Here is a 24011-nt window from a genome sequence, read left to right as displayed (position 1 = left end):
GATGATGCTGGGCCTGATCATCGCGGCGGCATTGCCCATGACGGCGCTTGCCCTGCAAGAGAGGGCTGCCCCGCGCGATCCCGACGATCCTGCCGCGGGACTGCTGGCGGGGTGCGGGGACGTGCCCGAGGTGGTCGCGCTCGTCGAAAACTTGCAGATCCGCCGGGACCGGATGGCCAAGGCCTTGCAAAATCTCGATGATCGCCGCGCCGAGATCGAAACTGCGCGCGCCGCGCTGAAGGCTGAGCTTGACCGGCTGAGCGCGGCCCGCGAGCGGCAATCGTTGTCGAGAACCCGCGATCAGCAGGAGGTCGCGGCAGATGCGGACCGCATCGTCGCGCTCTACCAGGCGATGAAACCGCGCGACGCGGCGGCGGTCATTTCCAGCCTGCCAGAGGAATTCGCCGCCGAATTGCTGATCAGGATCCACCCGGACTCGGGGGCCCGGATCGTGGCGGCCATCGCACCGGAAAAGGCGGCGGTGCTGACAACCTATATGGGCGCGCGCAGCGCCGGCAACGCGCGGGAGAGGTGATGTTCGGCGCAATCGGCATCCTGTTGACCTTCGCGATGGTGTTCGGCGGCTACACGCTGGCCGGCGGACATATGGACGTGATCCTGGAGGCGCTGCCGTTCGAGATAATGATCATCGGCGGCGCGGCGCTCGGTTCCTATATCCTGTCGAACAGCGGCGATGTGCTGAAGGCGACCCTGCCCACGATGATCCAGGCCTTCCGCGGACCGCGATGGCACGGGCAGGATCACGAAGATCTGTTGTGCCTGATGTTCCAGCTTCTGCGTCTCGCGCGCAGCAATCCCGTCGAGCTGGAGGAGCATGTCGAGACCCCGGAGCAGAGCGAGATCTTCCGGGCCTATCCGCGGATTCTCGCGGATCGGGAGGCTGTATCGATCATCTCCGACACGCTGCGATCGGCCAGCCTGAATTACGACGATCCCTACCAGGTGGAGGAGATGCTGTCGAAGCGCATCACACTCATCAAGGACGAGCAGATGCATGTGCCGCATGCGCTTGGCGCGACGGCGGATGCCTTGCCGGCACTTGGGATCGTCGCGGCCGTGCTGGGCGTCATCAAGACGATGGGTTCCATCGATCAGCCGCCGGAGGTGCTGGGCAAGATGATCGGCTCGGCGCTCGTCGGCACGTTTCTGGGCGTGTTCCTGGCCTATGGGCTGGTGGCGCCGCTGGCGCATCGGCTCGCAGCGGTCAAGAAACACGACATGTCGTTCTATGACGTGATCAAATCCGTCCTTGTTGCGGGGCTGCATCATCACGCCACCAATCTGTGCGTGGAGGTCGGCCGCCAATCCTCGCCCGAACAGATCAGGCCGAGTTTCCTTGCCCTCGAAAACGCGCTGCGCGAACTGAAAAGGGCGGCCTGATGCTGATGGCGATGCTTCTGTCCGCGGCGATCTCCGATGCGCCTGCGCGCCCGAGCTTGCACGACTTCACGAGCGAGGTGGACCGCATCCTTTTGTCGGGACGCGCCATGCCGCGCGCGCTGCTGCTCGACCTGGATCGTCTGGACCGGGCCTCGGACCGGTTTCTGGCCGTCATCTATCTGCGACGCTCCGGCTTGCTGACCGGGGCAGAGATGCCGCTCGAACGGCTTTTGATGGGTGTCGCCGCCCCGGCCGCGCCGCCCGCGCCAGCCCATCCGATTTCGGACACAGACAATGCAGACTGAGGCGGTCCGTCGATCATGGGATCAGACCGGGCTGCGCAGCGCCGCCATGACCGGGGGGCTGGTGCTGGTGGTGATGACCATGGTCGTGCCGATTCCGCCCGTCCTGATGGATTTCGGCATCGCCATCTCGATCGCCACGGCCACGATGATCCTGGTGATGGCCTCGACCGTTGCGCGTCCCACGGACTTCCAGGCTTTTCCGGTGATGCTGCTGGTATCCCTGGTGATCCGGCTGTCGCTGAACGTGTCCTCGACCCGGCTCATCCTGACCGAGGGCCAGACCGGCCCCGGCGCCGCGGGCCATGTGATCAGCGGATTTTCGGAGTTTGTCGCCGGCGGGTCGGTGCTGACCGGGCTGACCATCTTCGCCGTGATCTCCGCGGTGAATTTCATCGTCATCACCAAAGGGGCGGGCCGGATGGCCGAGGTGTCGGCGCGGTTTGCCCTGGACAGCCTGCCGGGCCGGCAACTGGCGATCGACGGCGATCTGAATTGCGGCGCCATCGACCATGAAGAGGCCAAGCGACGCCGCGAACACGAGCAGCGCGAGATCGCCTTCTTCGGCTCGCTCGACGGGGCGTCGAAATTCGTCAAGGGCGATGCCATCGCCGGCATTGTCATTATCCTGATCAACCTATTGGTGGGAATCGCGACGGGCGTCGCGGTGCACGGGCTGTCTCTGGGTGCGGCACTGCAGAACTATGCGCAGTTGACCATCGGTGACGGGTTGGTCAGCCAGGTGCCGTCGCTGATCACCTCCATGGCGGCGGCGCTGCTTCTGTCGCGGGGCGGCGCGCAACAGGATACGTCCGAGATGGTGCTGGGCCAGGCGGCGTCGGACTGGCGCGTGCCGGCGGTGGTTGCGGCGACGATGTGCCTGATGTCTGTGGTGCCAGGCATGCCACCGCTGCTGTTTCTGGCACTGGCCGCGGCGCTTGGCGGCATCTCGTGGCATCTCCGCCGCCGTCAGCATGCTGCCATTGCGCCAGACACCCCGCAGGATGAGGCCGCGCCGCCCGCCCCCCGGATCGGGGACGAGTTGGACATGGACGAGATCATCGTCGAGATCGGACCGGATCTGGTCACCGAGGCGCTCGATCCCGCGCGCGGCCTGGCCGCGCGGATCGCCAATATGCGCCTGCATGTCGCGCGCAGCTTCGGCATCATCCTGCCCGAGATCCGCATCACCGATGACCCGGCCGTCCCCCCGCTTGCCTATCTGATCCGCGTGCACGGGGTGGTGCGGGGCCGCGGTGCGCTGCAATCCGGTCAGTTGCTTGCCCTCGCGGAGGAGGCGCTGCTCGGGCAGGTGGACGGCGACACGGTGAAGGAGCCCGTCTTCGGCACCCCCGCAAAATGGTTCCCGGCGGAGCAGCGCGAGGAGGTGGCGATCACCGGGGCGACCATCGTGACGCCGATGGAGGTTCTGTCGACGCATCTGCTTGAGGTGGTGCAGGCCTATTTGCCGGAGCTGCTGACCATGAATGCCATGCAGCGGCTGATCTCCGAGCTGAAGGATGTGTCCGAACCCGATCGCGCACGCGGCTATCGCAGCTATTTCGAGGCGATGCTGCCTGACAAGCTGTCGCCCGAATTGCTGATCGGCGTGCTGCGGCAGATGCTGGCGGAGCGGATCTCGATCCGCAACCTGCCGCTGATCGTCGATGCGGTGCATGAGTGCCGCGAGGCCGGTTCTCCCGCGCAGGTCTACGAAGCCATCCGGCCCCGGCTGCGCGGACAGATCACCCAGGCGTTTGCCGGGCGCACGGGCGAGCTGGCCGTCCTGCAGCTGCATCCCGACTGGGAGGCCGCGTTCGTCATGGCCGAGGAGCAGGCCAACCGCCCCCAATCCGCCGCGCTGCCGGTGGCCGAGTTGAACCGGCAGCTTCTTCAACAGCTACGCGCAGCCCTGCCGGAGCTGGACATGAGCCGCGCCCCGGTGCTGGCCGTCGCGGATCACCGGCGCCGGCAGGTGCGGGATATCCTGCGGGCCTATGAGATGGACCTTCCGGTCCTGGCTTTGTCGGATATCGATCCGGCGGCGAATGTCAGCCTGGTTGCGGTGATCGAGCGCGGGGGATGCTGACCATCAGCTCGCCAGCGGATCTGACCGGGCTGATCGAGCCGATCATCCTCGGCTATTTCCGTGTCCAGGGCGTTCTTCTGGTGCTCCCCGCCTTCTCCGACCGCGTGGTGCCGCAGCGGGTCCGCATCGCCGCCGCGATGGCGTTGGCGCCGCTTTCCGCGGAACTCGCGGGTGGCCCGCAATTGCCCTCCGCGGAGGTGGGCGCAATTGGCACGGTCCTGCTGCGCTGCCTGGCGGAATTGCTGATCGGCGGGCTCATCGCCGCTCCGGCGCGGATCATCGCATTCGCACTGCACATGGCCAGCACCGCCATTGCCGCGACCGCGTCGCTGTCACAGCTGATTGGCACCGGGATGGAGGCCGCGCCGCATCCGATCGGCCAGGTCTACCACCTCGCCGGGATGGCGCTGCTGATGGCGATGAGCCTGCCGCTGATGCTGCTGGATCTGGTGGCGCAGGGATATGCGATCTTCCCGGCCGGGCGGGGCGTCGATCCCGTACAGTTGCTGCCGGGGCTGATCGGGCTGTTTGCGACATCCTTCATGCTGGCCATGACCATGGCCTCGCCCTTCATTCTGGGCGGGCTGCTCTATCAAATGCTCGCAGGGATCGTGAACCGGGTCATGCCCGCCCTGCCGGTGGTGTTCATCGGCGCGCCCATCATCATCGGGCTGGCGCTGATCGTGCTTGCGGCGCTGTCCCCCTCCATCCTGGCCATCTGGGCCGAGGCGGTGCTGCGGGCGGGGCTGCGATGAGCCGGGAACGCATCCCGCAACTTGTCAGGTGGCGGGATGAGTGACTCCGATGCTCCCGACAAGCAGTTCGAGGCGACCGAGCAGAAATTGCGCAAGGCCCGGCAGAAAGGCGATGTCCCGCGCTCCACCGAGGTCAATGCCGCCCTTGCATATGCCGGGGCGCTGATCGCCGCGTTCTTGGCACTGAACTTGATCGTGCCGGCCTGGCTGACGGCAGTGGCGCAACTCTGGTCGGAGATGTCCGGGACGGCGGCAGGCCACGCGGGAAGCTTTGCTGCGCACGGAACAGAGGGCAGCACCATGCGCGTCTGGCGGGGAAGCGCGATCTGGACGCTGGCGCTGCTGTCGATCCCGGCCGCGATCATGCTGTGCGGGCTGATCGTGCAGCGCGGCCTCGTCTTCGTGCCGTCGAAACTCGGCATCAAGCCTGCACGGATCAACCCGGTCCAGAATGCCGGGCAGAAATTCGGCCGATCCGGGCTGGTGAGCTTCGCGCTGAACACGTCGAAGACCTTCGCGGTCGGCTTCGGTGGCTGGCTGCTGTTTCGCGCGCTCATTCCGGTAATGACGGCCGGCGGTGCGGAGACCGGCTGGGTCGCGGGCATCGGCCCGGTGGTGATGCGCGCGCTTGCGTTGGCTTTGCTGCTTTCCGCGCTCTTCGCCGTCGCCGATCTGGTCGCGAAACATGCCGAGTTCTGGCGCCGCAACCGCATGTCGATGCAGGAGATGCGCGACGAGATCAAGGAGAGCGAAGGCGACCCGCATATGAAGGCGGCGCGGCGGGAGAGATCGGTGGCCATCGTGCTGAATGCGATGCTGGCGGATGTCGAAAAGGCCGATGTGGTGGTCGTGAACCCGACGCATTACGCCGTCGCACTGGAATGGAAACGCGGCAGCGGCCGGGCACCGGTCTGCCTGGCAAAAGGGGTGGATGCGGTGGCCCTGCGCATCCGCGAACGCGCCGCCGCGCATGAAGTGCCGATCTGGCCCGATCCGGCCTGTGCGCGCGCCATGCATGCGACCGTGGAGATCGGCGAGGAAATTGCGCCGGCGCATTTCGCCGCCGTCGCCGCCGCGATCCGCTTTGCCGAGCGGATGCGCGAGAAGGCGCGGCGCGGCTGGTAAATGGCACGACCTGCGCGAGACAAGCTTGACCGGCTGGCGCAACTGGCGCAGTTGCGCGCCGATGCCGAATTAAAACGCTTCGCCGCCTTTCGCCTGCATGTCGAGGCATTGCAGCAGAGGCGCGACCAGGCACAGGACCGGCTGCGATGCGGGGTCACGCCGCAGGCGTTTTCGCTGGCGGAGGCCCGGCTGGCAAATTTCGCGGCGCAGCAGGCGGCGCGGGAGTTGCTGCGCCTGGATGCAGAGGTGCAGCGCATCCGTCCGGGCTTCGACGCCGCGCGCGGCGCGGCACGGCGCGAATTCGGGCGGGTGCAGGTGCTGAAGGCGCTCGCGGCGCGGGCCGATGCGGGCGCCCGCCGTGCCGTGAGGCGAGCAGAATAATCACCGGGGGCAGGCAACGCGCAATGCCATCGGCCGCCGCGCGGATTATGGCCGGTTGCTGAACCCGAACTGGATGTAGTCGCGCGTATAGGCGGCGCGCGCGGCTTTCTGCAGCGCCTTGTCATCGAGGAAGTCAGGCATCTGCGCGGGCGCCGACACGGGCGGCGCAACCTGCCCGCAGGCCTCCGCGAGCCAGCCGAGCCCGCGCTCCAGGTCGTCTTCGCGCAGCACCATGTCCGGCGTGAGAAAGCGGGAAAATCCGGCCAGGATCTCGGTCTGGCTGGCCCAATGCGGAAACACCTGAAGACTGGTCTGACCGTTCAGGTTGCGGCGCAGGAAGTCCAGGAACTCGGCAAAGATCTGCACCTGCTGCCCCGCGTCCAGACCGGACAGCTCTGCATCATCGGGCAGGGAGACGCGGTGGGTCTCGCGCATCTGCTGGCGCAGCTCGGCCGGGGCGGCCTCCAGAAGCTGGGTGAAAGCTGACCATGCGCGGCGCAGCGGATGGCGCAGCACGGTAAAGCTGCGGTGCCTCGGGTGGTTCTTCAGCCAGGCACGCAGGGTTTGCTGGTTGAAGTCGCGCTGCAGTTCGGCGCCGCTCTCCATCCACGCCTCTACCGTCTCGACCGGGCCGCCGCGCACCGGCATGAACAGCATGCCGCCGCCCGCGCCGCTTGCGACGAAGCTGGGCACGGCGGGACCACGGCGCGGCTCGAAAGTCGGGATGCGCGAGGTCTGGAACGGGTCGAGCCGCGCCAGATCGTCCTGCATCGCGTCGAAATTGGCGACCTTCTCGGCCATGTCACGCGGATTTTGCGGCACCTGGTCGGAGGCGGGCTGCACCCGCTCCAGATCGGTCCGGCCGAGCCAGTGCAGCAGCCCGGTCATGATCTCGGCATCGCGCAGATCGTCGTAATTCAGCCAGAACGCGCTCTGGCCGCTGACCTGTAAGCCGCGCAGCACCCGCGCCTGGAAGCCCTGCACCCGGTCGAGCCCCTCGCGGAAGGCGGCGCCGTCATAGTTGATCGCGGCCGGGATCGGGGTTTCTGTCTCGTTCAGCTTCCACTGGTTGGTCTGCCAGGCGAGCTGCGTCGAGACATAGCTGTCGAGCGGGTTGCGGGTCAGCACGATCTTCGCGCAGCGCCGGTCGCCGATGACGGTGTCGAACACGCGCAGGTCGTGGTCGTGGAAATAGCGGAAGCCCGACAGATGCCCTTCGCGGTTGCAGATCGCCGCCAGCAGATGCAGCGGGTCGTTTTCCCGCTCGGCCTTGGTCACGCCGCGGATCTGGTCGGTTTCCGGCCAGCCCAGCATATAGGGGTTGAACGCCTCGCCGAAGCAGGTGACGTGCTTGACCGAATTCAGCGTGGCTTCAAGCAGGTTGGACCCGGTCCGCATCTCGGCGAAGATGACGAAACTGCGAAAATCAGACATGCCAGTCCTGCTCCGATCTGGTGGCCGGGAAATCGCCCATCAGCCGCGGCTGCAGCCCGGCATTGCGCAGCCGTTGCAGGAAGCGGCCGACCTGATCGAGATCGCGCAGCACCGGCGGCTGATCGTAGAGCGGCCAGCTTCCCGGCGTCAGGTCGCGCACGATGCGTTGCAGGATCGCGGCGGGGCGGGAAACGAAATCGGCCAGCTCCCAGACCTCGACATCGGCCTTGACCCAGACCGAGCGCAGGATGTCGAGCTGCCCCAGCTCGATCCGTTGCAGCTTGGCGGCGATACGGCGCACATCGTCGAAGGGCATGTCGGAATGCATCAGCGGCACGATCCAGGCGCCGGTGACAACACGGATCGTGGCGTTCGGGTCGGTCACCATGAACCAGGACAGATCCTGCGCATCGCGCGGCGCATACTGGAACACCTGGCTGCGATCGGTGATGCGGATCAGGCTGGTCAGGAAGCCGAACGGATCGTAGTCGCGGGTTTCCGGGTGGCTGGACAGCCCGCCCGGTCCGATCTCCGGACGGCCGGCGAATTCGACCGCGTCGGGGGCGAATAGATGTCCATGCACATCCGCATCGACGCGGGCCTGCAGCCAGTGCTCGAAATCCGGAAACAGATCGGTAAAGCCCTGAAGCACGGCGTAGGAACCGGCGGTCTTGCCGTTTTCGCGGTCCTTCTTCGGAAACCGGCTCTGCATGTAGAGACCCGGCCGGCCGAGGCGGCGGCGCATCACCGCGGCCCCGATGATCCGCTCAATATGGGCCGGGTCGGGTTCGTCCTGCGCGTGCGCCGGCCCGGCATCTTCGGGAAAGCGGGCGAGCAGCTCGGTCGCGCCGGGCCAGAATTTCCGCGCCACGAAACAGCGCGACAGCGCCAGCATCTCGGCGTGATCGCCATAGAGGATATAGGGTTTGCCCTGGTCGTCGAAATTGGCCAGCGTCAGCGAGCGGCTCTCGATGCGTGTGGAGTGGCGGCGGGCGAGGGTCTGGAAATAGCTTTCATCGGGGATCCAGCTCCAGCGGAAATAGCGGTCGAACTCGCCGCGACGCGGATCGGTCAGGATGGCGCTCAGCGTCTCGCGGGTCAGGCACCACCATTGCGAACCGAGATGCGGCACCAGTCCGCGCGGGATCCGGCGACGCAATCCGATCCGGCGCTGTGCCTGCACCAGCCAGTCGAACAACATGCGGCGCTTGCGCCAGGACACGGGATAATACCGCTCGAAGCGCTCGATATTCAGGCCGCCGACCGTCCAGCCGACATCCATGGCGGTCACGCTCTCGATGAAATCGACACCGGGATGGCGGGCAAGGTAGTCGCACAACTCGCGGACCGGGCGCAGCGGCAGGCAACTGCCCGACGCGACGATCACATGGGTCACGTCCGGGTAGTTTTCCAGCAGGATCGCGGCGGCGGATTGCGTGGCCTCGACCATCGAGAACATGCCCCAGTCGCATTCGCGCCGATCCGCCCATTCCACGTTGTCGAGATCCGCCAGTGACTGGCACATCGCGTTGTACCGCTTGCCGCGGGTGCGCCGGTCGACATGGATCGCGACCGCCGCGCCGCCATCATGCCAGATCCGCACCATGGACGACGCCACCGCCAGCTCGTCATGGCACAAGAACACCACGCCAAGGCGGGTCGGCGCCGTCATGCCCAGTTCCCCGATGAAATCAGCCCCAGATGTTCAAGCTGGCGCCAATCCTCGAACTCGCGCGATTCCCCGGTCAGCAGGGTCATGTCGTCCTGTAGTGCGGCGCTGTAGGCCTGGTATTCCTGGCTGTCGGCGTAATGCTCGCCCCGCTCCATCTCCTCGCTGGATTTCTCGATGAAGCTGGACAGGAACTTCGCGTGCAGCAGCACCCCCGAGATCCGCTCGCCGCCATCCTCGTCATAGACGATGTTGAGCGCGCGCGGCAGCGCCATATGGGTCGAGGAGATATAGGCGTAGTTGCGCTTCCACCGGATGAGCGGGATCTTGTTCAGCGCCGGCGCACGCTCCGGCGTCCGGCCGAAGAAGCTGCGCGCCCGCGGCCCGCCCTGGATCCAGAGATTGCCGTAGCGCCCGTTCTTGTGGACCATGTAATTCGCCGGGTCGAAATAGCGCGCGATCTCCATCGGGTTCTGGCCGGCGCGGTAGGGCTGATCGCCGATCCGGCCGTCTGGATACATATCCAGCAGCATCGCCGGGAAGGACTTGATCGCCGAGGTGGACATCCAGTGGGTCAGCGCCTGAAGCGAGCGGGTGTCGCAATGCGGGAACACCAGGAACTCGTCCGGGTCCACCGTCAGGCACCAATGCCCGGTGCCGTAGCGGAACAAGAGCCAGTTGATCCAGTCCATCCCGAACCGCGCCGCCTTGTAGCTGGTCGTGGTGCGCCACAGCGAGACATCCTTCTGCTTCAGCAGAAAATCGGCGCTGCCGTCGTCGGAATTATTGTCAACGAACAGGAAATGCCCCACCCCGAGATTGCGGTAATAATCCAGGAAGAACGGCAGCCGGACGGCTTCGTTGCGCTGCGTGACAAAGCACAGGATCGCGTCACGCGGCACGGTCTTCATCAGCACCCGGACCGGCTGCACCTGTTTGCGCCGCCGCAGGGCGCGGCCGAGATACCATTGTCTCGTCGCGCGCAGGCGCAGCGCATTCAGGGTGGAGCCGATCCGAATTGCCACTAATCGTCCCGCTTGACTGTTTTTCGGAAATTCCGATTAACTCAGCGCATTATCAATTGATTTGAAATGCAGTTTCCAGTCCGGAATAGCAAGAGATTGTGCGCGAGAGGGTTGAATCCCGCAAAGTGTTGCAACTGAGTCAGCCCATTGCGCGGGCCGGTCCGGTGACAGATAGGTCGGATAGGGACCAAGCAGCTCGCGTGACGAGGGCAGGTCCGTGCACAGGATCGGCACGCCGCGCCCTGCCGCCTCGGTCAGGGGCAGACCGAACCCCTCGGCCCGCGAGGGCATCAGCAGCCCGTTGCAGCGCGAAAGCAGGCTGGCCACCGCCGCGTCGGACAGCCCGGCGCATTCCATGACCGCGCTGTCCGACGGCAGGCGGTCGAGCCGCGCGAACAGCGCCTCGTTGCTCCAGCCGCGCCGCCCGATGATGAAAAGGCGCGGCATCCGATCCGCAGGCAGGCGCTGTGCCAGAATTTCCCAGGCATCCAGCAGAACCGCATGGTTCTTGCGCGGCTCGATCGTGCCGATGGTCACGAAGAATGGCGTGGTGACATCCAGACCGGCCGGGAGCTGGCCCTCGTCGGGCGCGGCAAGATCGGTCCCGATCCGCGCCACGATGACCTCCGGCTGGCGCGGGATGGCCAGCCGTTTCTGCCAATGCGCGATGCAATCCGCCGTGGCATCCGAGATGGCGACGATCAGATCGGCCAGCGACAGCGCCGAGACGAAGCGCGCGCGGAACTTCTCGCTCTGACCGTCGCGGGTGAATTCGGGGTGATCCAGCGGGATCGTGTCGTGGATCATGACCACCCGCCGGAGGCCGTTCAGATTGTTCAGAAGATCGCGGTGGAGATTGCTGTGGCCGAGATTCAGATAGGCCACGCAGCCCGGCAGGTGATGCCGGACATGACGGATCAGGCCGCGCCCCGAGGGCCGGGTCACGGCAAGGGCGCTGCGCCGCAATGCCGTGCGGGCCCGCGCCGATGCCGATCCGCGACCTCCCGCCGCGTCGCGCCAGCCGGCGCGGGCGGGCAGGGTGCTCAGATCGCCTCCGATCCATTTGAGGATGCGCGGACCGTCTTCCGCCGGAAGCAGGGCCTGCCCGCGACCGATCCGGCACAAAAGCAGATGCGCCCGCCCGGCCAGATGGCGCAGCCAGGCAGCCTCGACCCTGTCAATGCCGGTCAGCGGGCCGGTGCCGATCCGGGACACCAGCCGCGACACGTCCAGCATGACAGGTGGTTCAGCCGTCATACCCGCCATTCTGATGCCATCGCCAGGCATCGCGGATCATCTGCGGCATGGTCGAGCGGTCGGGCGACCACCCAAGCACTTCGCCGGCCTTCTTGCTGCCGGACACCAGCTTGACCGCGTCACCCGCGCGGCGCGGCCCGTCCTCCATCGGCACCGGCCGGTTGGTCACGCTGCCGGCGGAGGACACCACCTCTCGGACCGAAAACCCGTCGCCCGTGCCCAGGCAGAACACTTCCGTTCCGCCGGATCGGGGGCCATTTCCGGCCCGCATCCAGTTCAGCCCCTGCACATGCGCATCGACCAGGTCCATCACATGGACATAGTCGCGGATGCAGGTGCCATCTTCTGTCGGGTAATCCGTGCCGTGGATGGTCAGCGCCGGGCGGCGGCCATCGACGGCGTCGAGGATCAGCGGGACAAGATGGGTTTCGGGCCGGTGGAACTCGCCCACCTCGCCATCCGGGTCCGCACCGGCCACGTTGAAATAGCGGAAAATGACGCTGTTCAGCCCATGCGCCGCGCCGAAATCCTTCAGCATGTCCTCGATGGCGCGTTTCGAGGCGCCATAGGCGTTGAGCGGCAGTTGCGGCGTGGTCTCGTCCAGCACCACCCCGTCATGGTCGCCATAGGTCGCGCAGGTCGAAGAGAACACGAAATCCGTCACCCCGGCTGCGACCGTCGCCTCGATCAGGTTCAGCGAGGCGCAGACATTGCCGCGCCAGTATCTGCCGGGCTCCGCCATCGCCTCGCCGACCTGGCTCAGCGCGGCGAAATGCATGACGGCGACGGGCTTGTACTTGGCGAAAACCTCATCCAGCCGCGCCCGGTCCATCAGCTCGCCCTGCTCGAACGGGCCGAACTTCACCGCCTCGCGCCAGCCGGTCAGCAGGCTGTCATAGGTGACGGGCACGAACCCCGCCGCCTTGAGCGCCTTGCATGCATGCGAGCCGATATACCCGGCGCCGCCGGTCACCAGAACATGGTCAGGCATCATTCGGCCGCGCGCTGCAGCGACATGACTTCGTTGAGATATTGCAGGAACTCCTCGCGCAGATCGTCGCGCTCCAGCCCGTAGGCCACCGTCGCCTGCAGGAAGCCGGCCTTGGAGCCGCAATCGTAACGCTCGCCCCGGAAGCGCAGACCGTACACGTCACGCCCGTCCACGATCTCGTCGGCAATCGCGTCGGTGAGCTGGATCTCGCCGCCCGCACCTTCGCGCAGCCGGTTCAGGTTCTGCAGAACGGTCGGGGCGAGGATGTAGCGCCCGATCACCGCGAGGTTGGACGGGGCGTTTTCCTTGGGCTTTTCCACCAGCCCCTTGGCTTTCACGATGGCCCCCATATCTTCGGCAATATCGAGCACGCCGTAGGATTTCGTCTTTTCCATCGGCACTTCCATGGTCGCGACCATGGTGCCGCCGGTTTCGGCATGCGCCTCGATCATCTGCTGCAGGCAGGGCGGCTCGCCCATGATGACGTCGTCGGTCAGGATGACCGCGACGGGTTCGTCATTCGGCACCAGCCGGCGGGCGCACCAGACGGCGTGACCCAGCCCCATGGCCTTGTGCTGGCGCACATAGGCGATGGCCCCGGAATCCATGTTGGTGGCGCGCAGGATGTCCAGCAACTCGGTCTTGTTGGCGCGCTTGAGATTGGCTTCAAGCTCATGCGCATGATCGAAATAATCTTCCAGCGCGCCCTTCCCGCGCGAGGTCACGAAGATGAATTCCTCGATCCCGGCGGCGCGGGCCTCGTCAATGGCGTACTGGATCAGCGGCCGATCGACGAGCGTCATGATTTCCTTCGGAATCGACTTCGTGGCGGGGAGGAAGCGCGTACCCAGGCCGGCGACAGGAAAAATAGCTTTCGTTACTTTCCGACTCATGGTGAATTTTCCTTTTGATTTCAGAGGGCGCAATGTGGCTCTCTTTTACTTTGAACGTCTTGCAGTCCACAAGCGCGCTGCGCAAACGCCTGCATAAAGTGACAAGTTCCGGCGGGCCTCCGCCAAATCGCGCTCCCGGCGGGATCGCCTGGTCATCGTCCACGCCCGCACGGGCGGATCATCCGGCTCCGATGCGCCCCAGAGCCCGCCCATCTGCTCGAACCAGCCGCCTTCGGTCAGGGTGACGCGATGGGGCAGAAAACTCGGGCTCAACAGGATCAGCGTCACGATCCGACCGGCCGCTGTGTCACGGGCCGCACGGCGGCGTAGAGCGGTGGCCTGCCAGTGCCATCCGGTAAGGGTCAGCGGGTCATCCGCTGCAGGGGCGAGTGCGCGGAAATCGGGGGGCGCATCCTGGCGCGGCGATGGCGGGTCCGTTGCCTCCGCGTCCCGGCCTTCCGCAATCCCGCGGCGCAGCGTCTTCAGGATCGGCGCGACCTTGAACGGGTCCAGCCGACCGTCCAGCATCTGCCGCAAAAGCTGCCGCCGATGGCGCGAGACGAGGCGCTCGGTCGGGATGTCCGCACCATGACGGCGCGCGAAGATCGCCGTCGAGCGCCCCTTGGCGGTCAGGTCCCGCGCGGCCAGGGCCGCGCTGCGATGTGCGCTTGCGGCCTGTTCGTGGATCACCTGCGCATCCGGCACGATGGCGGTAAGCCCGTGCGGGAAGGCCGCGGCCAGCCGGAGATTAACGTCCGATTCGTCGAGGTGATAGGCGAAGGCCGGGTCGAATCCCCCGATCGCCCGCACCGCGTCGGCGCGAAAGGCGCAGTTCGTCCCCAGCGTGCTGACAGCCGCCCCGTCGCAGGGCGGATGCAGACTGATGCCCGGCGCTGATGGAAACGTGCGTGTCAGCCCATCCGGTCCGATCAAATGGCTGCGCGCCTGCCAAGAAAATCCGTCGCGGTTCCGCGTCCAGCCGGTGGCCGCAATGACCTGCGGGTCGCAAAACGGCGCGGTCAGCCGGAACAGCCAGCACGGCTCCGCGATGGAATCGTCGTCGATGAACGCAATCACCCCGCCCGCGGCGGCGCCGATCCCGAGATTGCGCGCCGCAGAAATATTCGGCTCGTCAAAGGCGATCCGCTTGATGTCCAGTTCGGGACACTCCGGGAGACCCGCCGCATCCGCGACCAGGACGATCTCGAAATCGGGGTGATGTTGCAGGCGCAGGGCCAGTAGGCAGCGCCGCAGATGAGCCGCCCGCCCGCGGGACACGATGACGACGCTCGTCCGGGGCGGGGTCACGCCTCGCCCATCTCCGCCAGCATCGCCTCGATCCGCGGAATATCCTCCGGGTTGTTCAACTCCCAGAATTGACGGCCGCGCGCCTCGACCTCGACGCAGAGCACATGTCGGCCATTTTCCAGGAAGCGCAGTTGTTCCAGCCCTTCCAGCATTTCCAGCCTGCCCTCCGGCCAGCCGGGATAGGCCTGAAGTGCCTCGGGCCGGTAGGCATAGACGCCGACATGGTGAAAGACCGGTGTCGGCTCGTCCGGGGCGTAGTCGCGCGCGGCGTAGGGGATCACCTCCTTGGAGAAATAGAGCCCCTGCATGGCTGCGCCGAACACGGCCGTCGTGCCGCCGACACGCCCGGCGACGCGATCGGCGAGCAGATCCGCGCGCATCCGGCCTGAGCAGCGCAGAACCGGCGTTGCCAGCTCCGCCTCGGGCGTCTTGCGCAGTCCGGCGACCAGATCCTCGATGAACCAGGCGGGGGTGAGCGGCGCGTCTCCCTGCAGGTTCACCACGATCTCGGGAGCGATGCCCAGATGGGCCACCGCCTCGGCGCAACGCTCCGTGCCGTTGCGGCAGTCGGGCGAGGTCATCACCACCTCGGCACCGAAAGCCCCGGCCGCGTCGCTGATCCGGCGATCATCCGTCGCGACCACGACCCGGTCCACCCCGGCCACGGCTTGCGCCGCATTCCAGCTTCGCTCTATCAGCGAGGCGGTGCGGCCCGTCGCGCCGCGCAGCATCGCCAGCGGCTTGCCGGGATAGCGCGACGAGGCGAACCGTGCCGGAATGACGATGACAACCGACATCACGCCTCGTCTTTGACGAGCAGCACACCGGGGGCGTAGGCGATGAAGAACGGATTCTCGAAACCGGGCTTGCCATAGGCCAGCTGGGTGTGGTCGTCGAAGCGCACGACCTCGCCGCCGGAGCCGCGCAGCACGGCGTCGCCCGCCGCGGTATCCCATTCCATCGTCCGGCCAAGGCGCGGATAGAGATCCGCCTCGCCCGTCGCCACGAGGCAGAATTTCAGCGACGACCCGGCAGAGGTCATGTCACGGGTCTTGTAGCGCGCGATATAGGCATCGGTCGCCTCGTCCCGGTGGGATTTCGACGCGACCACCATCAGCCCGCGATTGTCCGGCATCGGGTTGACGCCGATCGGATGGGTCTCTCCCACAACCTCACCGAACGGACCGGTCTCCTCCACCGAGCGACCATCGGCAGTGGTGTAGAACAGCCGCTGCTTGGCGGGCGCATAGACCACGCCGCGGATCGGCACGCCATTTTCCACATAGGCGATGTTCACGGTGAAATCGCCCCGGCGCTTCACGAATTCCTTGGTGCCGTCCAGCGGGTCCACGATCAGGAATGTGCGGGCATTCTGGCTGTGGGTTTCCGCCTGCTCTTCGGTGACGAGGGTGATGTCGGGAAAGGCCTCGCGCAGGCCATCCGCGATCAGCGCGTCGGCGGCCTCATCCGCCTCGGTCACGGGGGAGGCGTCGGATTTGGCCCGAACCTCGAAATCATCGGCGTTGTAGATCTCCATGATCCGGTCGCCGGCCCCGAGCGCCAGTTGCCGCATCACGCTGGTGAGCTTGTCAAAATCCATGTCGTCACCCGTATCTCGATTCACTTAACATTGACTGAACGATTGTGCAGGCAGTTTCAGCCCCTTATGATGCGGAGCCGGGGTCAGGGCAAGATACGCCATGACGGAGAGCGATCATGTTCGAGCAGCGACAGACCAAAAACTTCCGTCAGGCCGGCCTGACCACCATCGCGCTGATCTACCACATGACTGTCTACAAGCTTCGCAGGGGCGAACGCAATGCCGTGGCCGGGTTGATGATGGTCGTGCTGCGCGGCTTGATCATGGTCTCTGTGTTTTACCTGATCTTCTTCGTGATCGGAATCCGAAGTTCTCCCATCCGCGGCAGCATGATCGTCTATATCATGAGTGGGATCTTCATGTTTATGTCCCACAACATGGCGATCCAGCAGATCATGACGGCCGAGGGCCCGGTCTCGCCGCTGATGAAGCACGCGCCGATGAACACGATCATCGCGCTGCTGGCCGCCGCGTTTTCGGTCCTTTACAACCAGTTTCTCGCCGCCGCGGTTCTGCTGCTGATGGCGAATACGTTTATCGAGCCGCTCAATATCGAATATCTCGTGCCCTGCATCGGCATGTTCATTCTGGCCTGGTTCACCGGGTGCTGCATCGGGCTGTTGTTCCGGGCGCTGCAGCCCTGGTGGCCGAAAGGCGTGGCGATGATCAGTCAGCTTTACCGGCGGCTGAACATGATTACCTCGGGCAAGATGGTGGTGGCCAACACGCTGCCGCCGATGATGCTGAACATGTTCGACTGGAATCCGCTGTTCCACGTCATCGATCAGACCCGCGGCTATGCCTTCGTGAACTACACGCCGCATAATTCCAGCCTGACCTATCCGATCTATGCGGGGCTGGTGCTGATGATGCTGGGGCTGATGGGCGATTTCGTGAATCGCGACAAGGTGTCGCTGAGCTGGTCTGCCGGGCGCTGATCCGCCACCGCTCTCCGATCCCGTTCTGAAGAAGGCGGAAAATCAGCGCCGTCCGCGCGCGCAGTGGTTCTTGCAGCCAGAATTGCCCCTTCCTATATAGCCCAACGAAGTCGGCCAGCGGGCCGGCACGTCAAACAATGGGATCAGGTCTTCGGGGGCCAGCTTTGGACCCGCAGGCCGCCGACATCGCCGGAAGAGAGGTTTGAACATGTCAAAAGTCATCGGGATCGACCTGGGCACGACCAATAGCTGTATTGCCATCATGGACGGCAGCCAGCCGAAAGTGGTCGAGAACAGTGAAGGTGCGCGCACCACCCCGTCGATCGTTGCCTTCACGGAGAGCGAGCGCCTGGTGGGACAATCCGCCAAGCGCCAGGCCGTGACGAATCCGACCAACACGATTTTCGCCGTCAAGCGCCTGATCGGCCGTCGCATCGGTGACGAGGCGGTCGAGAAGGACAAGAAGCTGGTGCCCTACGACATCGTCGATGGCGGCAACGGCGACGCCTGGGTGGAGGCGCGGGGCGAGAAATATTCCCCCGCCCAGATCAGCGCCATGATCCTTGGCAAGATGAAGGAAACCGCCGAATCCTATCTGGGTGAGGATGTGACCCAGGCGGTCATCACCGTGCCGGCCTATTTCAACGACGCCCAGCGTCAGGCCACCAAGGATGCGGGCAAGATCGCGGGGCTTGAGGTTCTGCGCATCATCAACGAACCGACCGCGGCCGCGCTGGCTTACGGTCTGGACAAGAAGGACAGCAAGACCATCGCGGTCTATGACCTTGGCGGCGGCACGTTCGACATCACCATCCTGGAAATCGACGATGGCCTGTTCGAGGTGAAATCGACCAACGGGGACACGTTCCTCGGCGGTGAAGATTTCGACATGCGGATCGTGAACTACCTCGCTGACGAGTTCAAAAAGGAACACGGCGTCGATCTGACCAAGGACAAGATGGCGCTGCAGCGTCTGAAAGAGGCGGCGGAAAAGGCCAAGATCGAGCTGTCCTCCTCGACTCAGACCGAGATCAACCAGCCGTTCATCTCGATGGACAAGGACACCGGCACGCCGCTGCACATGGTCGTCAAGCTGACCCGCGCCAAGCTGGACAGCCTGGTGGGCGACCTGGTTCGCAAGACCATGGATCCGGTCAAGGCGGCGCTGAAGGATGCAGGCGTCTCGAAGGGCGAGATCGACGAGGTGATCCTGGTCGGCGGTCAGACCCGCATGCCGCTGGTGATCGAGGAAGTGACCAAGTTCTTCGACAAGGAACCCCATAAGGGCGTGAACCCCGATGAGGTGGTGGCGCTTGGTGCCGCGATTCAGGGCGGCGTGCTGCAGGGTGACGTCAAGGATGTGGTGCTGCTGGATGTGACGCCGCTGTCACTGGGGATCGAAACGCTTGGCGGCGTGTTCACCCGGCTGATCGACCGCAACACCACCATCCCGACCAAGAAATCGCAGATCTTCTCGACCGCCGAGGACAATCAGGGCGCGGTGACGATCCGGGTCTTCCAGGGCGAACGCGAGATGGCGGCGGATAACAAGCTGCTCGGCCAGTTCAATCTGGAGAACATCCCGCCCGCCCCGCGCGGCATGCCCCAGATCGAGGTGACCTTCGATATCGACGCGAACGGCATCGTGAATGTCAGTGCGAAAGACAAGGGCACCGGAAAGGAACAGAAGATCACCATCCAGGCCTCGGGCGGTCTGTCCGACGAGGACATCGAACGCATGGTCAAGGACGCCGAGGAAAACGCCGAGGCCGACAAGGGCCGCCGCGAACTGGTCGAGGTCCGCAACCAGGCCGAAAGCCTGATCCATTCGACCAGGAAATCGCTGGAGGAGCACGGCGACAAGGTCGATGGCTCGACCGTCGAGGCGATCGAACTGGCCGTCAACGCACTTGAAGAGGCCCTCAAGACCGAGGATGCCGGCAAGATCAAGGGCGGCATCCAGAATGTCATGGATGCGTCGATGAAGCTCGGCGAAGCGATCTACAAGGCGCAATCGGATGAGGGCGAGGCCCAGCCCGACCCCGACGCGCCGCGTGACGTGGATGACGATATCGTCGATGCCGATTTCGAGGATCTGGACGAAAACAAGCGCAAGTAAGCGCGAATGACCTTGGGGGCCGGTTCGGGCATTCTGTCCGGGCCGGCTCTCGCGTAAGGGGCACGGAATGGCGAAACGCTGCTACTACGAGACGCTCGGCCTGTCGAAAGGCGCGCAGGGCGACGAAATCAAGAAAGCCTATCGCCGCAAGGCGAAGGAGCTTCACCCCGACCGCAACGGCTCCGACCCGACCTCCGAAGCGAAGTTCAAGGAAGTCAACGAAGCCTATGACTGCCTGAAGGATCCGCAGAAGAAGGCGGCCTATGATCGCTTCGGTCACAGCGCCTTTGACGGCTCGGGCGGGTTTGGCGGCTTCGGGCGCGGCGGTGCTGCGGGGCAGGGCGATTTCGGCACGGCGTTCGCCGATGTGTTCGACGATCTGTTCGGGGATTTCATGGGCGCGCGCGCGGGCGGCGGCCGGCAGCGGGCCACGCGCGGCCAGGATTTGCGCTATAATCTCTCGGTCGGGCTGGAAGAGGCCTATGAGGGGGCGCAGAAAACCATCAACGTGCCCGGCTCGGTCAGTTGCTCGGAATGCGAGGGGACCGGGGCGGAAGGTGCTGTGGAGCCAGTGACCTGCCCGACCTGCTCTGGCATGGGGAAGGTGCGGGCCAGCCAGGGCTTCTTCACCGTCGAGCGGACCTGCCCAAGCTGCAACGGCGCCGGGCAGATGGTCAAGAATCCCTGTCCCGCCTGTCACGGCGAGGGCCGGGTCGAGACGCGCCGCGCCTTGCAGGTCAATATCCCTGCAGGCGTCGAGACCGGCACCCGTATCCGGCTGGCCGGAGAGGGCGAGGCCGGGCTGCGCGGCGGACCGGCGGGTGATCTGTATATTTTCGTCACCGTCGAGGAGCACGAGATCTTTCTGCGCGACGGCAAGATGCTGGCCTGTCAGGTTCCGGTCAGCATGGCCACCGCGGCACTTGGCGGCGAGGTCGAGGTGCCGACCATTGATGGCGGCAGGTCACGGGTCAAGGTGCCCGCCGGCAGCCAGTCCGGCCGGCAGATGCGGCTGCGCGGCAAGGGCATGCCGCCCTTGCGGCACGGCGCCGGCATGCGCGGCGAGCCGGGCGACATGCTGATCGAACTGGTGGTGGAGACGCCGGTCAACCTGACCGCGCGGCAGCGGGAGTTGCTGCGAGAGTTTGACGAGATCAAGGCCGACAATTCGCCGCAATCCTCCGGGTTCTTCAACAAGGTGCGGAATTTCTGGGACGGGATGACCGGAACCTGACGCGTCGCGCCAGAGCGGGCGGCGCTGCCTTCCATCCAGGCGGTTTCGCGACCCGGCTGCGGGGCGGAGCCATTCGCGGCGCTCGCTTACCGGGAAATCTGCGCCGGATGGCACCGGTCAGGTTTGCCTCGCGGCAGCAAGCGTGCTGCTCTAACTCATCCGTTCCGCGCCGAGAGCGCGGAGGGGGGCGGCCATCCCGCCCGCCAGTGGCTTGATTACTGTCATGCGCGCCCCGGCAACCCCGCTAAGCAGACGGGACAGCAGCGCGTGGATCAGGGATTGATGACCACCTGCGTGCCCTTGCGCAGCATGGCATAGATCTCCTCGATCTCGGCATCCTCGACCGCGATGCAGCCGGCGGTCCAGTCATCCTTGCCGTCCTGGAACGCCTTTCGCCCGTCCGGCCCCCGCCCATGGAAAAAGATGTCGCCGCCCGGCTTGCGTCCATACATCGCGGCGCGCGCCTCGTCCTGGGGGCGGGGGTAGTCGATCCCGACCGAGAGGTGATAGGCGCTGCGCGGGTTGAAGCGGTCAACGAAGAAGATGCCCTCGGGCGTCTTGCCGTCACCCTCGAACTGCTTGCTGCCGACAGGTTCATTGCCGAGATGGATCTTGTAGGCCTTCAGCACGGTCCGGTCCGACAGCAGGAACATCAGCCGGTCCGACTTGTTGACCACCACCTGCGTCACCGGCGGGCCCTGATAGGCCAGGAAGCGCGGTGTCGTCGCGCTGCTGACCGGGGCGCTGTCGCCGCCGCAAGCGGTCAGAACTGCCAGGAAAGCCATGGCCAGAACGGCCCGGATCGCTCGAATCATCACTGCCTCGTCACGCTTTTGACCGCGCTCTTTGCCGGAGGGATAGCATATTCGGCGGATTCTCGCCAGCAACAATGCGTCATCTTACCATCGACAGAAGGCCGAACACACCTGCCGCCATCATCCCCGCACCCGGCACGGTGACCGCCCAGGCTGCCAGCGTGGTCCAGACATGGCTGCGCCGCACCAGCCGGCGGCGATGCATCTCCTCCACCGGCAGAGCCTTGCGGGTCTTGCGGCGCAGGCGGTCCTCCCATTCGCGATAAAACCCGACGCCGAAGATCCCGCCCACCGCGCAATGGGTGGTCGAAACCGGCAGGCCGAGCGCAGAGCAGCCCAACACCGTCGCCGCACCGGCCAGGGCCGCGCAGAAGGCCCGCACCGGGTTCAGCCGGGTGATGGAACTGCCCACCATGCGCACCAGCCGACGCCCGAAGATCAGCGACCCCGCCGCGACGCTTATCCCCGCCATCCCGATGATCCAGCGTGGCATGTCCTCTGCCTCGGTCCCGGCGAGCAGCACGGTCAACGGACCGGCGACGTTTCCGACATCGTTGGCGCCGTGGGCGAAGCCGGACAGCAGCACCGTCACCACCAGCGGACCGGCAAGGATGTTCTTCAGCGCAACGGACCGGTTGCGGTGCCGGATGAGCTGCCGGTCGAGATGCCATCGCGACAGGAGATGCGAGACAATGCCCAGCGTCACGCACAGGCCCAGCCAGGCCGGCGTGAGCCCGCCGCGATTTGCAAGCCTGGCGACATAAAGCGCAAACACCGTCACGGTCACCGCGATCAGCAGCGGCAACCAGAGCCGCGCGGCCTTCACGCTGTCTTCGGCGAAATGCACGCGCCAGCGAAGAAATCCAAGGATGCCGGCCGCCATGAGCGCCGCTGCAAGCGGCGCGAACACCCAGCCGAGCGCAATCTGGCCGATCATCGCCCAGTTCACCGCCGTAACACCCATCGCGGCCATGCCGGCCCCGGCCACCGCGCCGACGATGCTGTGGGTGGTGGAGACGGGCGCCCGCGCCCAGTTCGCCAGGGTGATCCACAGACCGGCGCCGACAAGCGCGCAGGCCATCACGCTGGCCAGTTCGCGCCCGGCACCCGTGCCCTGTGCCGGCGCAATGATCTCCTCCGCGATGGTGCGGGTCACGGCGCTGCCGGCCAGAAGCGCGCCGCACAGCTCCGCCGCGGCCACCGCCGCCAGGCCGAGGCCGATGGGCAGGGCGCGCGCACCAATGGCCGCCCCGGCCGAGTTCGCGACGTCGTTCGCCCCCATGTTGAGGCCGAGATACATGGCCACCGCCAGCCCCGCGATCATCGTCCCCTGGCTGGGCACGTCGGCCCCGGCGAAGGCGGCCAGCAGGGCCAGCAGGCCGACGACCCAGAGAATCAGCCCGAAGCGGCGCAGCGGGCGGCCGGCGACGCGGCCCGCCCCTTCGGCATGGCCGAGCTTTGACAGATCCTTGTCCAGAACGTGATATTCGCGGTCTTTCAACATCGGCCAGAGCATAGGGCGCGGCGGGTTAGCGGCAAGTAAAACCGACAGAAATTTTGATCAGTTTATGCTTTGAGCTTATGAAAAAGGGATTTCAGCTCCGCCTCCTCCACGCGGCTCGCCGCGTCGGCCGGAGCGAACCATTGCCGGTCACGTTCGGCGCTCTCGGGAAACTCGGTGGCCAGATCATCCACCTCGACCAGATGAACCTGCACGCGGATCGGCGTCGACAGACCATCCCCGAGCCGCTTCATGTAGCCATAATGGCCGAACGCTTCGCGAGAGACCGCGCCCCGGACCCCGGCCTCCTCCCACGCCTCGCGCAGGGCGGCGTCTCCGACGCTGTGTCCGTTCATCGGCCAGCCCTTGGGGATGATCCAGCGGCCGGTATCGCGGCTGGTGATGAGCAGAACCTGACCCGTGACGCGATGCACGCAGAGCGCGCCGACCTGAAGCGCCGGGGGTCGGCTGCCCAGGATCCGACCCAGAGCCAGGCGGAACGCGTTAGTCATGTCCCGGCTCCACCCGGCCGCGCAGCGCCTTGACCGTGCCGCGCTGCGCCTTTGCCTGCAAGCGGCGGCGCTGGCTGCCCAGGGTCGGGCGGGTCGGGATGCGCCGCTTGGGCGCCTGCGCGGCGCGCCGGATTAGATCTGCCAGCCGGTCGCGGGCCAGGTCGCGATTGCGCGACTGGCTGCGGGTTTCCTGGGCCAGGATGATGACCGCGCCGTCCTGCGTCCAGCGACGCCCCGCCAGCCGCCGCAGCCGGCGCTTGACCGCGTCAGGCAGGCTCGGCGACCGTTCGGCCTCGAAACGCAGCTCGACCGCGGTGGAGACCTTGTTGACGTTTTGCCCCCCCGGCCCCTGCGCGCGGGTGAAGCTTTCGACAAGCTCCCACTCCTCAATGGAAATGTCATCATTCACTCGCAACATCTGCAACTACTCGACACACCGTCTGGCTGGGTGAATAATATAGAACTCCAGTATCATCAGGCAAAGAGTCCGGGATCGTCCCTGGTTCCAAAAGATTGCGTGACCCTATCACAGGCCGGCGACATTCGGGTGACACGCAGGTCGGTCGACACCGAACGCTTATAATTGCAGCTTGTGCTGGCCAGATCAAATCGCATGTGACGCAGCGGTAGATGCCGCAGGCGTGTCTTTTCAAGCTGACCGA

The 24011-nt window shown here is 65.7% G+C and carries 23 protein-coding genes; 10 read left to right on the top strand and 13 right to left on the bottom strand.

Annotated features, from left to right (window positions below):
* The first annotated feature begins 1 nt into the window (after nucleotide 1).
* Genes BLT73_RS07155 through BLT73_RS07125 form a run of 7 tightly spaced genes read left to right on the top strand, consistent with a single transcriptional unit; the run spans nucleotide 2 to nucleotide 6053 of the window.
* Entirely contained in the window at nucleotides 2–535 is a 534-nt protein-coding gene (locus BLT73_RS07155) for a MotE family protein (protein ID WP_090522298.1), read from the top strand.
* A complete protein-coding gene (motA, locus tag BLT73_RS07150) occupies nucleotides 535–1401 on the top strand; it encodes a flagellar motor stator protein MotA (RefSeq protein WP_090522296.1) in 867 nt (288 codons plus the stop codon). Before BLT73_RS07155 ends, motA begins: the two co-directional genes overlap by 1 nt.
* Nucleotides 1401–1706, top strand: coding sequence for a hypothetical protein (locus BLT73_RS07145; RefSeq protein WP_143025639.1), 306 nt, complete (start codon nucleotides 1401–1403; stop codon nucleotides 1704–1706). Before motA ends, BLT73_RS07145 begins: the two co-directional genes overlap by 1 nt.
* On the top strand, nucleotides 1696–3792 hold the full coding sequence (locus BLT73_RS07140) for a flagellar biosynthesis protein FlhA (RefSeq protein ID WP_090522292.1): 2097 nt from the start codon (nucleotides 1696–1698) through the stop codon (nucleotides 3790–3792). Before BLT73_RS07145 ends, BLT73_RS07140 begins: the two co-directional genes overlap by 11 nt.
* The gene (locus tag BLT73_RS07135; RefSeq protein WP_090522290.1) at nucleotides 3786–4547 is read left to right on the top strand and encodes a flagellar biosynthetic protein FliR; all 762 of its coding nucleotides are present in this window, start codon (nucleotides 3786–3788) and stop codon (nucleotides 4545–4547) included. The genes BLT73_RS07140 and BLT73_RS07135 overlap by 7 nt, the downstream gene beginning before the upstream one ends.
* Nucleotides 4548–4583: 36 nt before the next feature.
* Nucleotides 4584–5672: an EscU/YscU/HrcU family type III secretion system export apparatus switch protein gene (locus BLT73_RS07130; RefSeq protein WP_090522242.1), complete on the top strand. Its 1089-nt coding sequence runs from the start codon at nucleotides 4584–4586 to the stop codon at nucleotides 5670–5672.
* Nucleotides 5673–6053 (top strand): hypothetical protein, encoded by a 381-nt coding sequence (locus tag BLT73_RS07125; protein WP_090522240.1) that lies wholly within the window; start codon nucleotides 5673–5675, stop codon nucleotides 6051–6053. It abuts the gene before it with no gap.
* 45 nt (nucleotides 6054–6098) lie between these two features.
* Here BLT73_RS07125 and BLT73_RS07120 read toward each other — a convergent pair whose 3' ends face one another.
* The 9 genes from BLT73_RS07120 to cysQ are packed head-to-tail and all read right to left on the bottom strand — an operon-like array spanning nucleotide 6099 to nucleotide 16230.
* Nucleotides 6099–7487: a sulfotransferase family 2 domain-containing protein gene (locus BLT73_RS07120; RefSeq protein ID WP_090522238.1), complete on the bottom strand. Its 1389-nt coding sequence runs from the start codon at nucleotides 7485–7487 to the stop codon at nucleotides 6099–6101.
* Complete coding sequence (locus BLT73_RS07115; protein ID WP_090522236.1) at nucleotides 7480–9159, bottom strand: DUF5927 domain-containing protein; 1680 nt, start codon at nucleotides 9157–9159, stop codon at nucleotides 7480–7482. Before BLT73_RS07115 ends, BLT73_RS07120 begins: the two co-directional genes overlap by 8 nt.
* The gene (locus tag BLT73_RS07110; RefSeq protein WP_245727150.1) at nucleotides 9156–10181 is read right to left on the bottom strand and encodes a glycosyltransferase family 2 protein; all 1026 of its coding nucleotides are present in this window, start codon (nucleotides 10179–10181) and stop codon (nucleotides 9156–9158) included. The genes BLT73_RS07115 and BLT73_RS07110 overlap by 4 nt, the downstream gene beginning before the upstream one ends.
* A 36-nt stretch (nucleotides 10182–10217) precedes the next feature.
* Nucleotides 10218–11438 carry a glycosyltransferase family 4 protein gene (locus BLT73_RS07105; RefSeq protein ID WP_090522234.1) on the bottom strand — a complete coding sequence of 407 codons (1221 nt, stop codon included), beginning with the start codon at nucleotides 11436–11438 and terminating at the stop codon, nucleotides 10218–10220.
* Complete coding sequence (galE, locus tag BLT73_RS07100; RefSeq protein WP_090522570.1) at nucleotides 11428–12429, bottom strand: UDP-glucose 4-epimerase GalE; 1002 nt, start codon at nucleotides 12427–12429, stop codon at nucleotides 11428–11430. Before galE ends, BLT73_RS07105 begins: the two co-directional genes overlap by 11 nt.
* A complete protein-coding gene (locus BLT73_RS07095) occupies nucleotides 12429–13322 on the bottom strand; it encodes a UTP--glucose-1-phosphate uridylyltransferase (RefSeq protein WP_090522232.1) in 894 nt (297 codons plus the stop codon). Before BLT73_RS07095 ends, galE begins: the two co-directional genes overlap by 1 nt.
* A gap of 45 nt (nucleotides 13323–13367) precedes the next feature.
* Nucleotides 13368–14630, bottom strand: a complete 1263-nt coding sequence (locus tag BLT73_RS07090) for a glycosyltransferase family 2 protein (protein ID WP_176804983.1) — start codon at nucleotides 14628–14630, stop codon at nucleotides 13368–13370.
* Nucleotides 14627–15427, bottom strand: coding sequence for a 3-deoxy-manno-octulosonate cytidylyltransferase (locus BLT73_RS07085; RefSeq protein WP_090522229.1), 801 nt, complete (start codon nucleotides 15425–15427; stop codon nucleotides 14627–14629). The genes BLT73_RS07090 and BLT73_RS07085 overlap by 4 nt, the downstream gene beginning before the upstream one ends.
* On the bottom strand, nucleotides 15427–16230 hold the full coding sequence (cysQ, locus tag BLT73_RS07080) for a 3'(2'),5'-bisphosphate nucleotidase CysQ (RefSeq protein ID WP_090522227.1): 804 nt from the start codon (nucleotides 16228–16230) through the stop codon (nucleotides 15427–15429). The genes BLT73_RS07085 and cysQ overlap by 1 nt, the downstream gene beginning before the upstream one ends.
* A 116-nt stretch (nucleotides 16231–16346) precedes the next feature.
* Between cysQ and BLT73_RS07075 the strand changes: the two genes are divergently transcribed.
* From BLT73_RS07075 to dnaJ, 3 genes are all read left to right on the top strand, one after another.
* Nucleotides 16347–17168, top strand: a complete 822-nt coding sequence (locus BLT73_RS07075) for an ABC transporter permease (RefSeq protein WP_090522225.1) — start codon at nucleotides 16347–16349, stop codon at nucleotides 17166–17168.
* Nucleotides 17169–17376: 208 nt separating this feature from the next.
* On the top strand, nucleotides 17377–19287 hold the full coding sequence (dnaK, locus tag BLT73_RS07070; protein WP_090522223.1) for a molecular chaperone DnaK: 1911 nt from the start codon (nucleotides 17377–17379) through the stop codon (nucleotides 19285–19287).
* A gap of 67 nt (nucleotides 19288–19354) precedes the next feature.
* The gene (gene dnaJ, locus BLT73_RS07065; RefSeq protein ID WP_090522221.1) at nucleotides 19355–20521 is read left to right on the top strand and encodes a molecular chaperone DnaJ; all 1167 of its coding nucleotides are present in this window, start codon (nucleotides 19355–19357) and stop codon (nucleotides 20519–20521) included.
* 272 nt (nucleotides 20522–20793) lie between these two features.
* Here dnaJ and BLT73_RS07060 read toward each other — a convergent pair whose 3' ends face one another.
* The 4 genes from BLT73_RS07060 to arfB all read right to left on the bottom strand — a co-directional run bounded on the left by BLT73_RS07060 (nucleotide 20794) and on the right by arfB (nucleotide 23767).
* Nucleotides 20794–21336 carry a L,D-transpeptidase family protein gene (locus BLT73_RS07060; RefSeq protein WP_090522219.1) on the bottom strand — a complete coding sequence of 181 codons (543 nt, stop codon included), beginning with the start codon at nucleotides 21334–21336 and terminating at the stop codon, nucleotides 20794–20796.
* Nucleotides 21337–21415: 79 nt separating this feature from the next.
* Nucleotides 21416–22840 (bottom strand): inorganic phosphate transporter, encoded by a 1425-nt coding sequence (locus tag BLT73_RS07055; RefSeq protein WP_176804981.1) that lies wholly within the window; start codon nucleotides 22838–22840, stop codon nucleotides 21416–21418.
* Between the two features lie 62 nt (nucleotides 22841–22902).
* Nucleotides 22903–23349: an NUDIX hydrolase gene (locus tag BLT73_RS07050; RefSeq protein ID WP_090522216.1), complete on the bottom strand. Its 447-nt coding sequence runs from the start codon at nucleotides 23347–23349 to the stop codon at nucleotides 22903–22905.
* Nucleotides 23342–23767, bottom strand: coding sequence for an alternative ribosome rescue aminoacyl-tRNA hydrolase ArfB (gene arfB, locus BLT73_RS07045; RefSeq protein WP_090522215.1), 426 nt, complete (start codon nucleotides 23765–23767; stop codon nucleotides 23342–23344). The genes BLT73_RS07050 and arfB overlap by 8 nt, the downstream gene beginning before the upstream one ends.
* Nucleotides 23768–24011 lie beyond the last annotated feature (244 nt).

The organism is Paracoccus isoporae (genome assembly GCF_900101865.1).
In the GTDB taxonomy this organism is placed as follows: domain Bacteria; phylum Pseudomonadota; class Alphaproteobacteria; order Rhodobacterales; family Rhodobacteraceae; genus Paracoccus; species Paracoccus isoporae.
The sequence above is the reverse complement of the archived record's forward strand: the minus strand, read 5'-3'. Positions and strand labels throughout refer to the sequence as shown.

Excerpts from the sequence above, each read along its gene's own strand:
- motA (WP_090522296.1), top strand. The coding sequence starts at position 535 with ATGTTCGGCGCAATCGGCATCCTGTTGACCTTCGCGATGGTGTTCGGC.
- BLT73_RS07075 (WP_090522225.1), top strand. The coding sequence starts at position 16,347 with ATGTTCGAGCAGCGACAGACCAAAAACTTCCGTCAGGCCGGCCTGACC.
- BLT73_RS07140 (WP_090522292.1), top strand. The coding sequence starts at position 1,696 with ATGCAGACTGAGGCGGTCCGTCGATCATGGGATCAGACCGGGCTGCGC.
- BLT73_RS07125 (WP_090522240.1), top strand. The coding sequence starts at position 5,673 with ATGGCACGACCTGCGCGAGACAAGCTTGACCGGCTGGCGCAACTGGCG.
- BLT73_RS07145 (WP_143025639.1), top strand. The coding sequence starts at position 1,401 with ATGCTGATGGCGATGCTTCTGTCCGCGGCGATCTCCGATGCGCCTGCG.
- BLT73_RS07095 (WP_090522232.1), bottom strand. The coding sequence starts at position 13,322 with ATGAGTCGGAAAGTAACGAAAGCTATTTTTCCTGTCGCCGGCCTGGGT.
- BLT73_RS07085 (WP_090522229.1), bottom strand. The coding sequence starts at position 15,427 with ATGTCGGTTGTCATCGTCATTCCGGCACGGTTCGCCTCGTCGCGCTAT.
- BLT73_RS07105 (WP_090522234.1), bottom strand. The coding sequence starts at position 11,438 with ATGACGGCTGAACCACCTGTCATGCTGGACGTGTCGCGGCTGGTGTCC.
- BLT73_RS07055 (WP_176804981.1), bottom strand. The coding sequence starts at position 22,840 with ATGTTGAAAGACCGCGAATATCACGTTCTGGACAAGGATCTGTCAAAG.
- BLT73_RS07050 (WP_090522216.1), bottom strand. The coding sequence starts at position 23,349 with ATGACTAACGCGTTCCGCCTGGCTCTGGGTCGGATCCTGGGCAGCCGA.
- BLT73_RS07115 (WP_090522236.1), bottom strand. The coding sequence starts at position 9,159 with ATGACGGCGCCGACCCGCCTTGGCGTGGTGTTCTTGTGCCATGACGAG.
- dnaK (WP_090522223.1), top strand. The coding sequence starts at position 17,377 with ATGTCAAAAGTCATCGGGATCGACCTGGGCACGACCAATAGCTGTATT.
- BLT73_RS07130 (WP_090522242.1), top strand. The coding sequence starts at position 4,584 with ATGAGTGACTCCGATGCTCCCGACAAGCAGTTCGAGGCGACCGAGCAG.
- BLT73_RS07155 (WP_090522298.1), top strand. The coding sequence starts at position 2 with ATGATGCTGGGCCTGATCATCGCGGCGGCATTGCCCATGACGGCGCTT.
- arfB (WP_090522215.1), bottom strand. The coding sequence starts at position 23,767 with ATGTTGCGAGTGAATGATGACATTTCCATTGAGGAGTGGGAGCTTGTC.
- cysQ (WP_090522227.1), bottom strand. The coding sequence starts at position 16,230 with ATGGATTTTGACAAGCTCACCAGCGTGATGCGGCAACTGGCGCTCGGG.
- galE (WP_090522570.1), bottom strand. The coding sequence starts at position 12,429 with ATGCCTGACCATGTTCTGGTGACCGGCGGCGCCGGGTATATCGGCTCG.
- BLT73_RS07135 (WP_090522290.1), top strand. The coding sequence starts at position 3,786 with ATGCTGACCATCAGCTCGCCAGCGGATCTGACCGGGCTGATCGAGCCG.
- dnaJ (WP_090522221.1), top strand. The coding sequence starts at position 19,355 with ATGGCGAAACGCTGCTACTACGAGACGCTCGGCCTGTCGAAAGGCGCG.
- BLT73_RS07120 (WP_090522238.1), bottom strand. The coding sequence starts at position 7,487 with ATGTCTGATTTTCGCAGTTTCGTCATCTTCGCCGAGATGCGGACCGGG.
- BLT73_RS07060 (WP_090522219.1), bottom strand. The coding sequence starts at position 21,336 with ATGATTCGAGCGATCCGGGCCGTTCTGGCCATGGCTTTCCTGGCAGTT.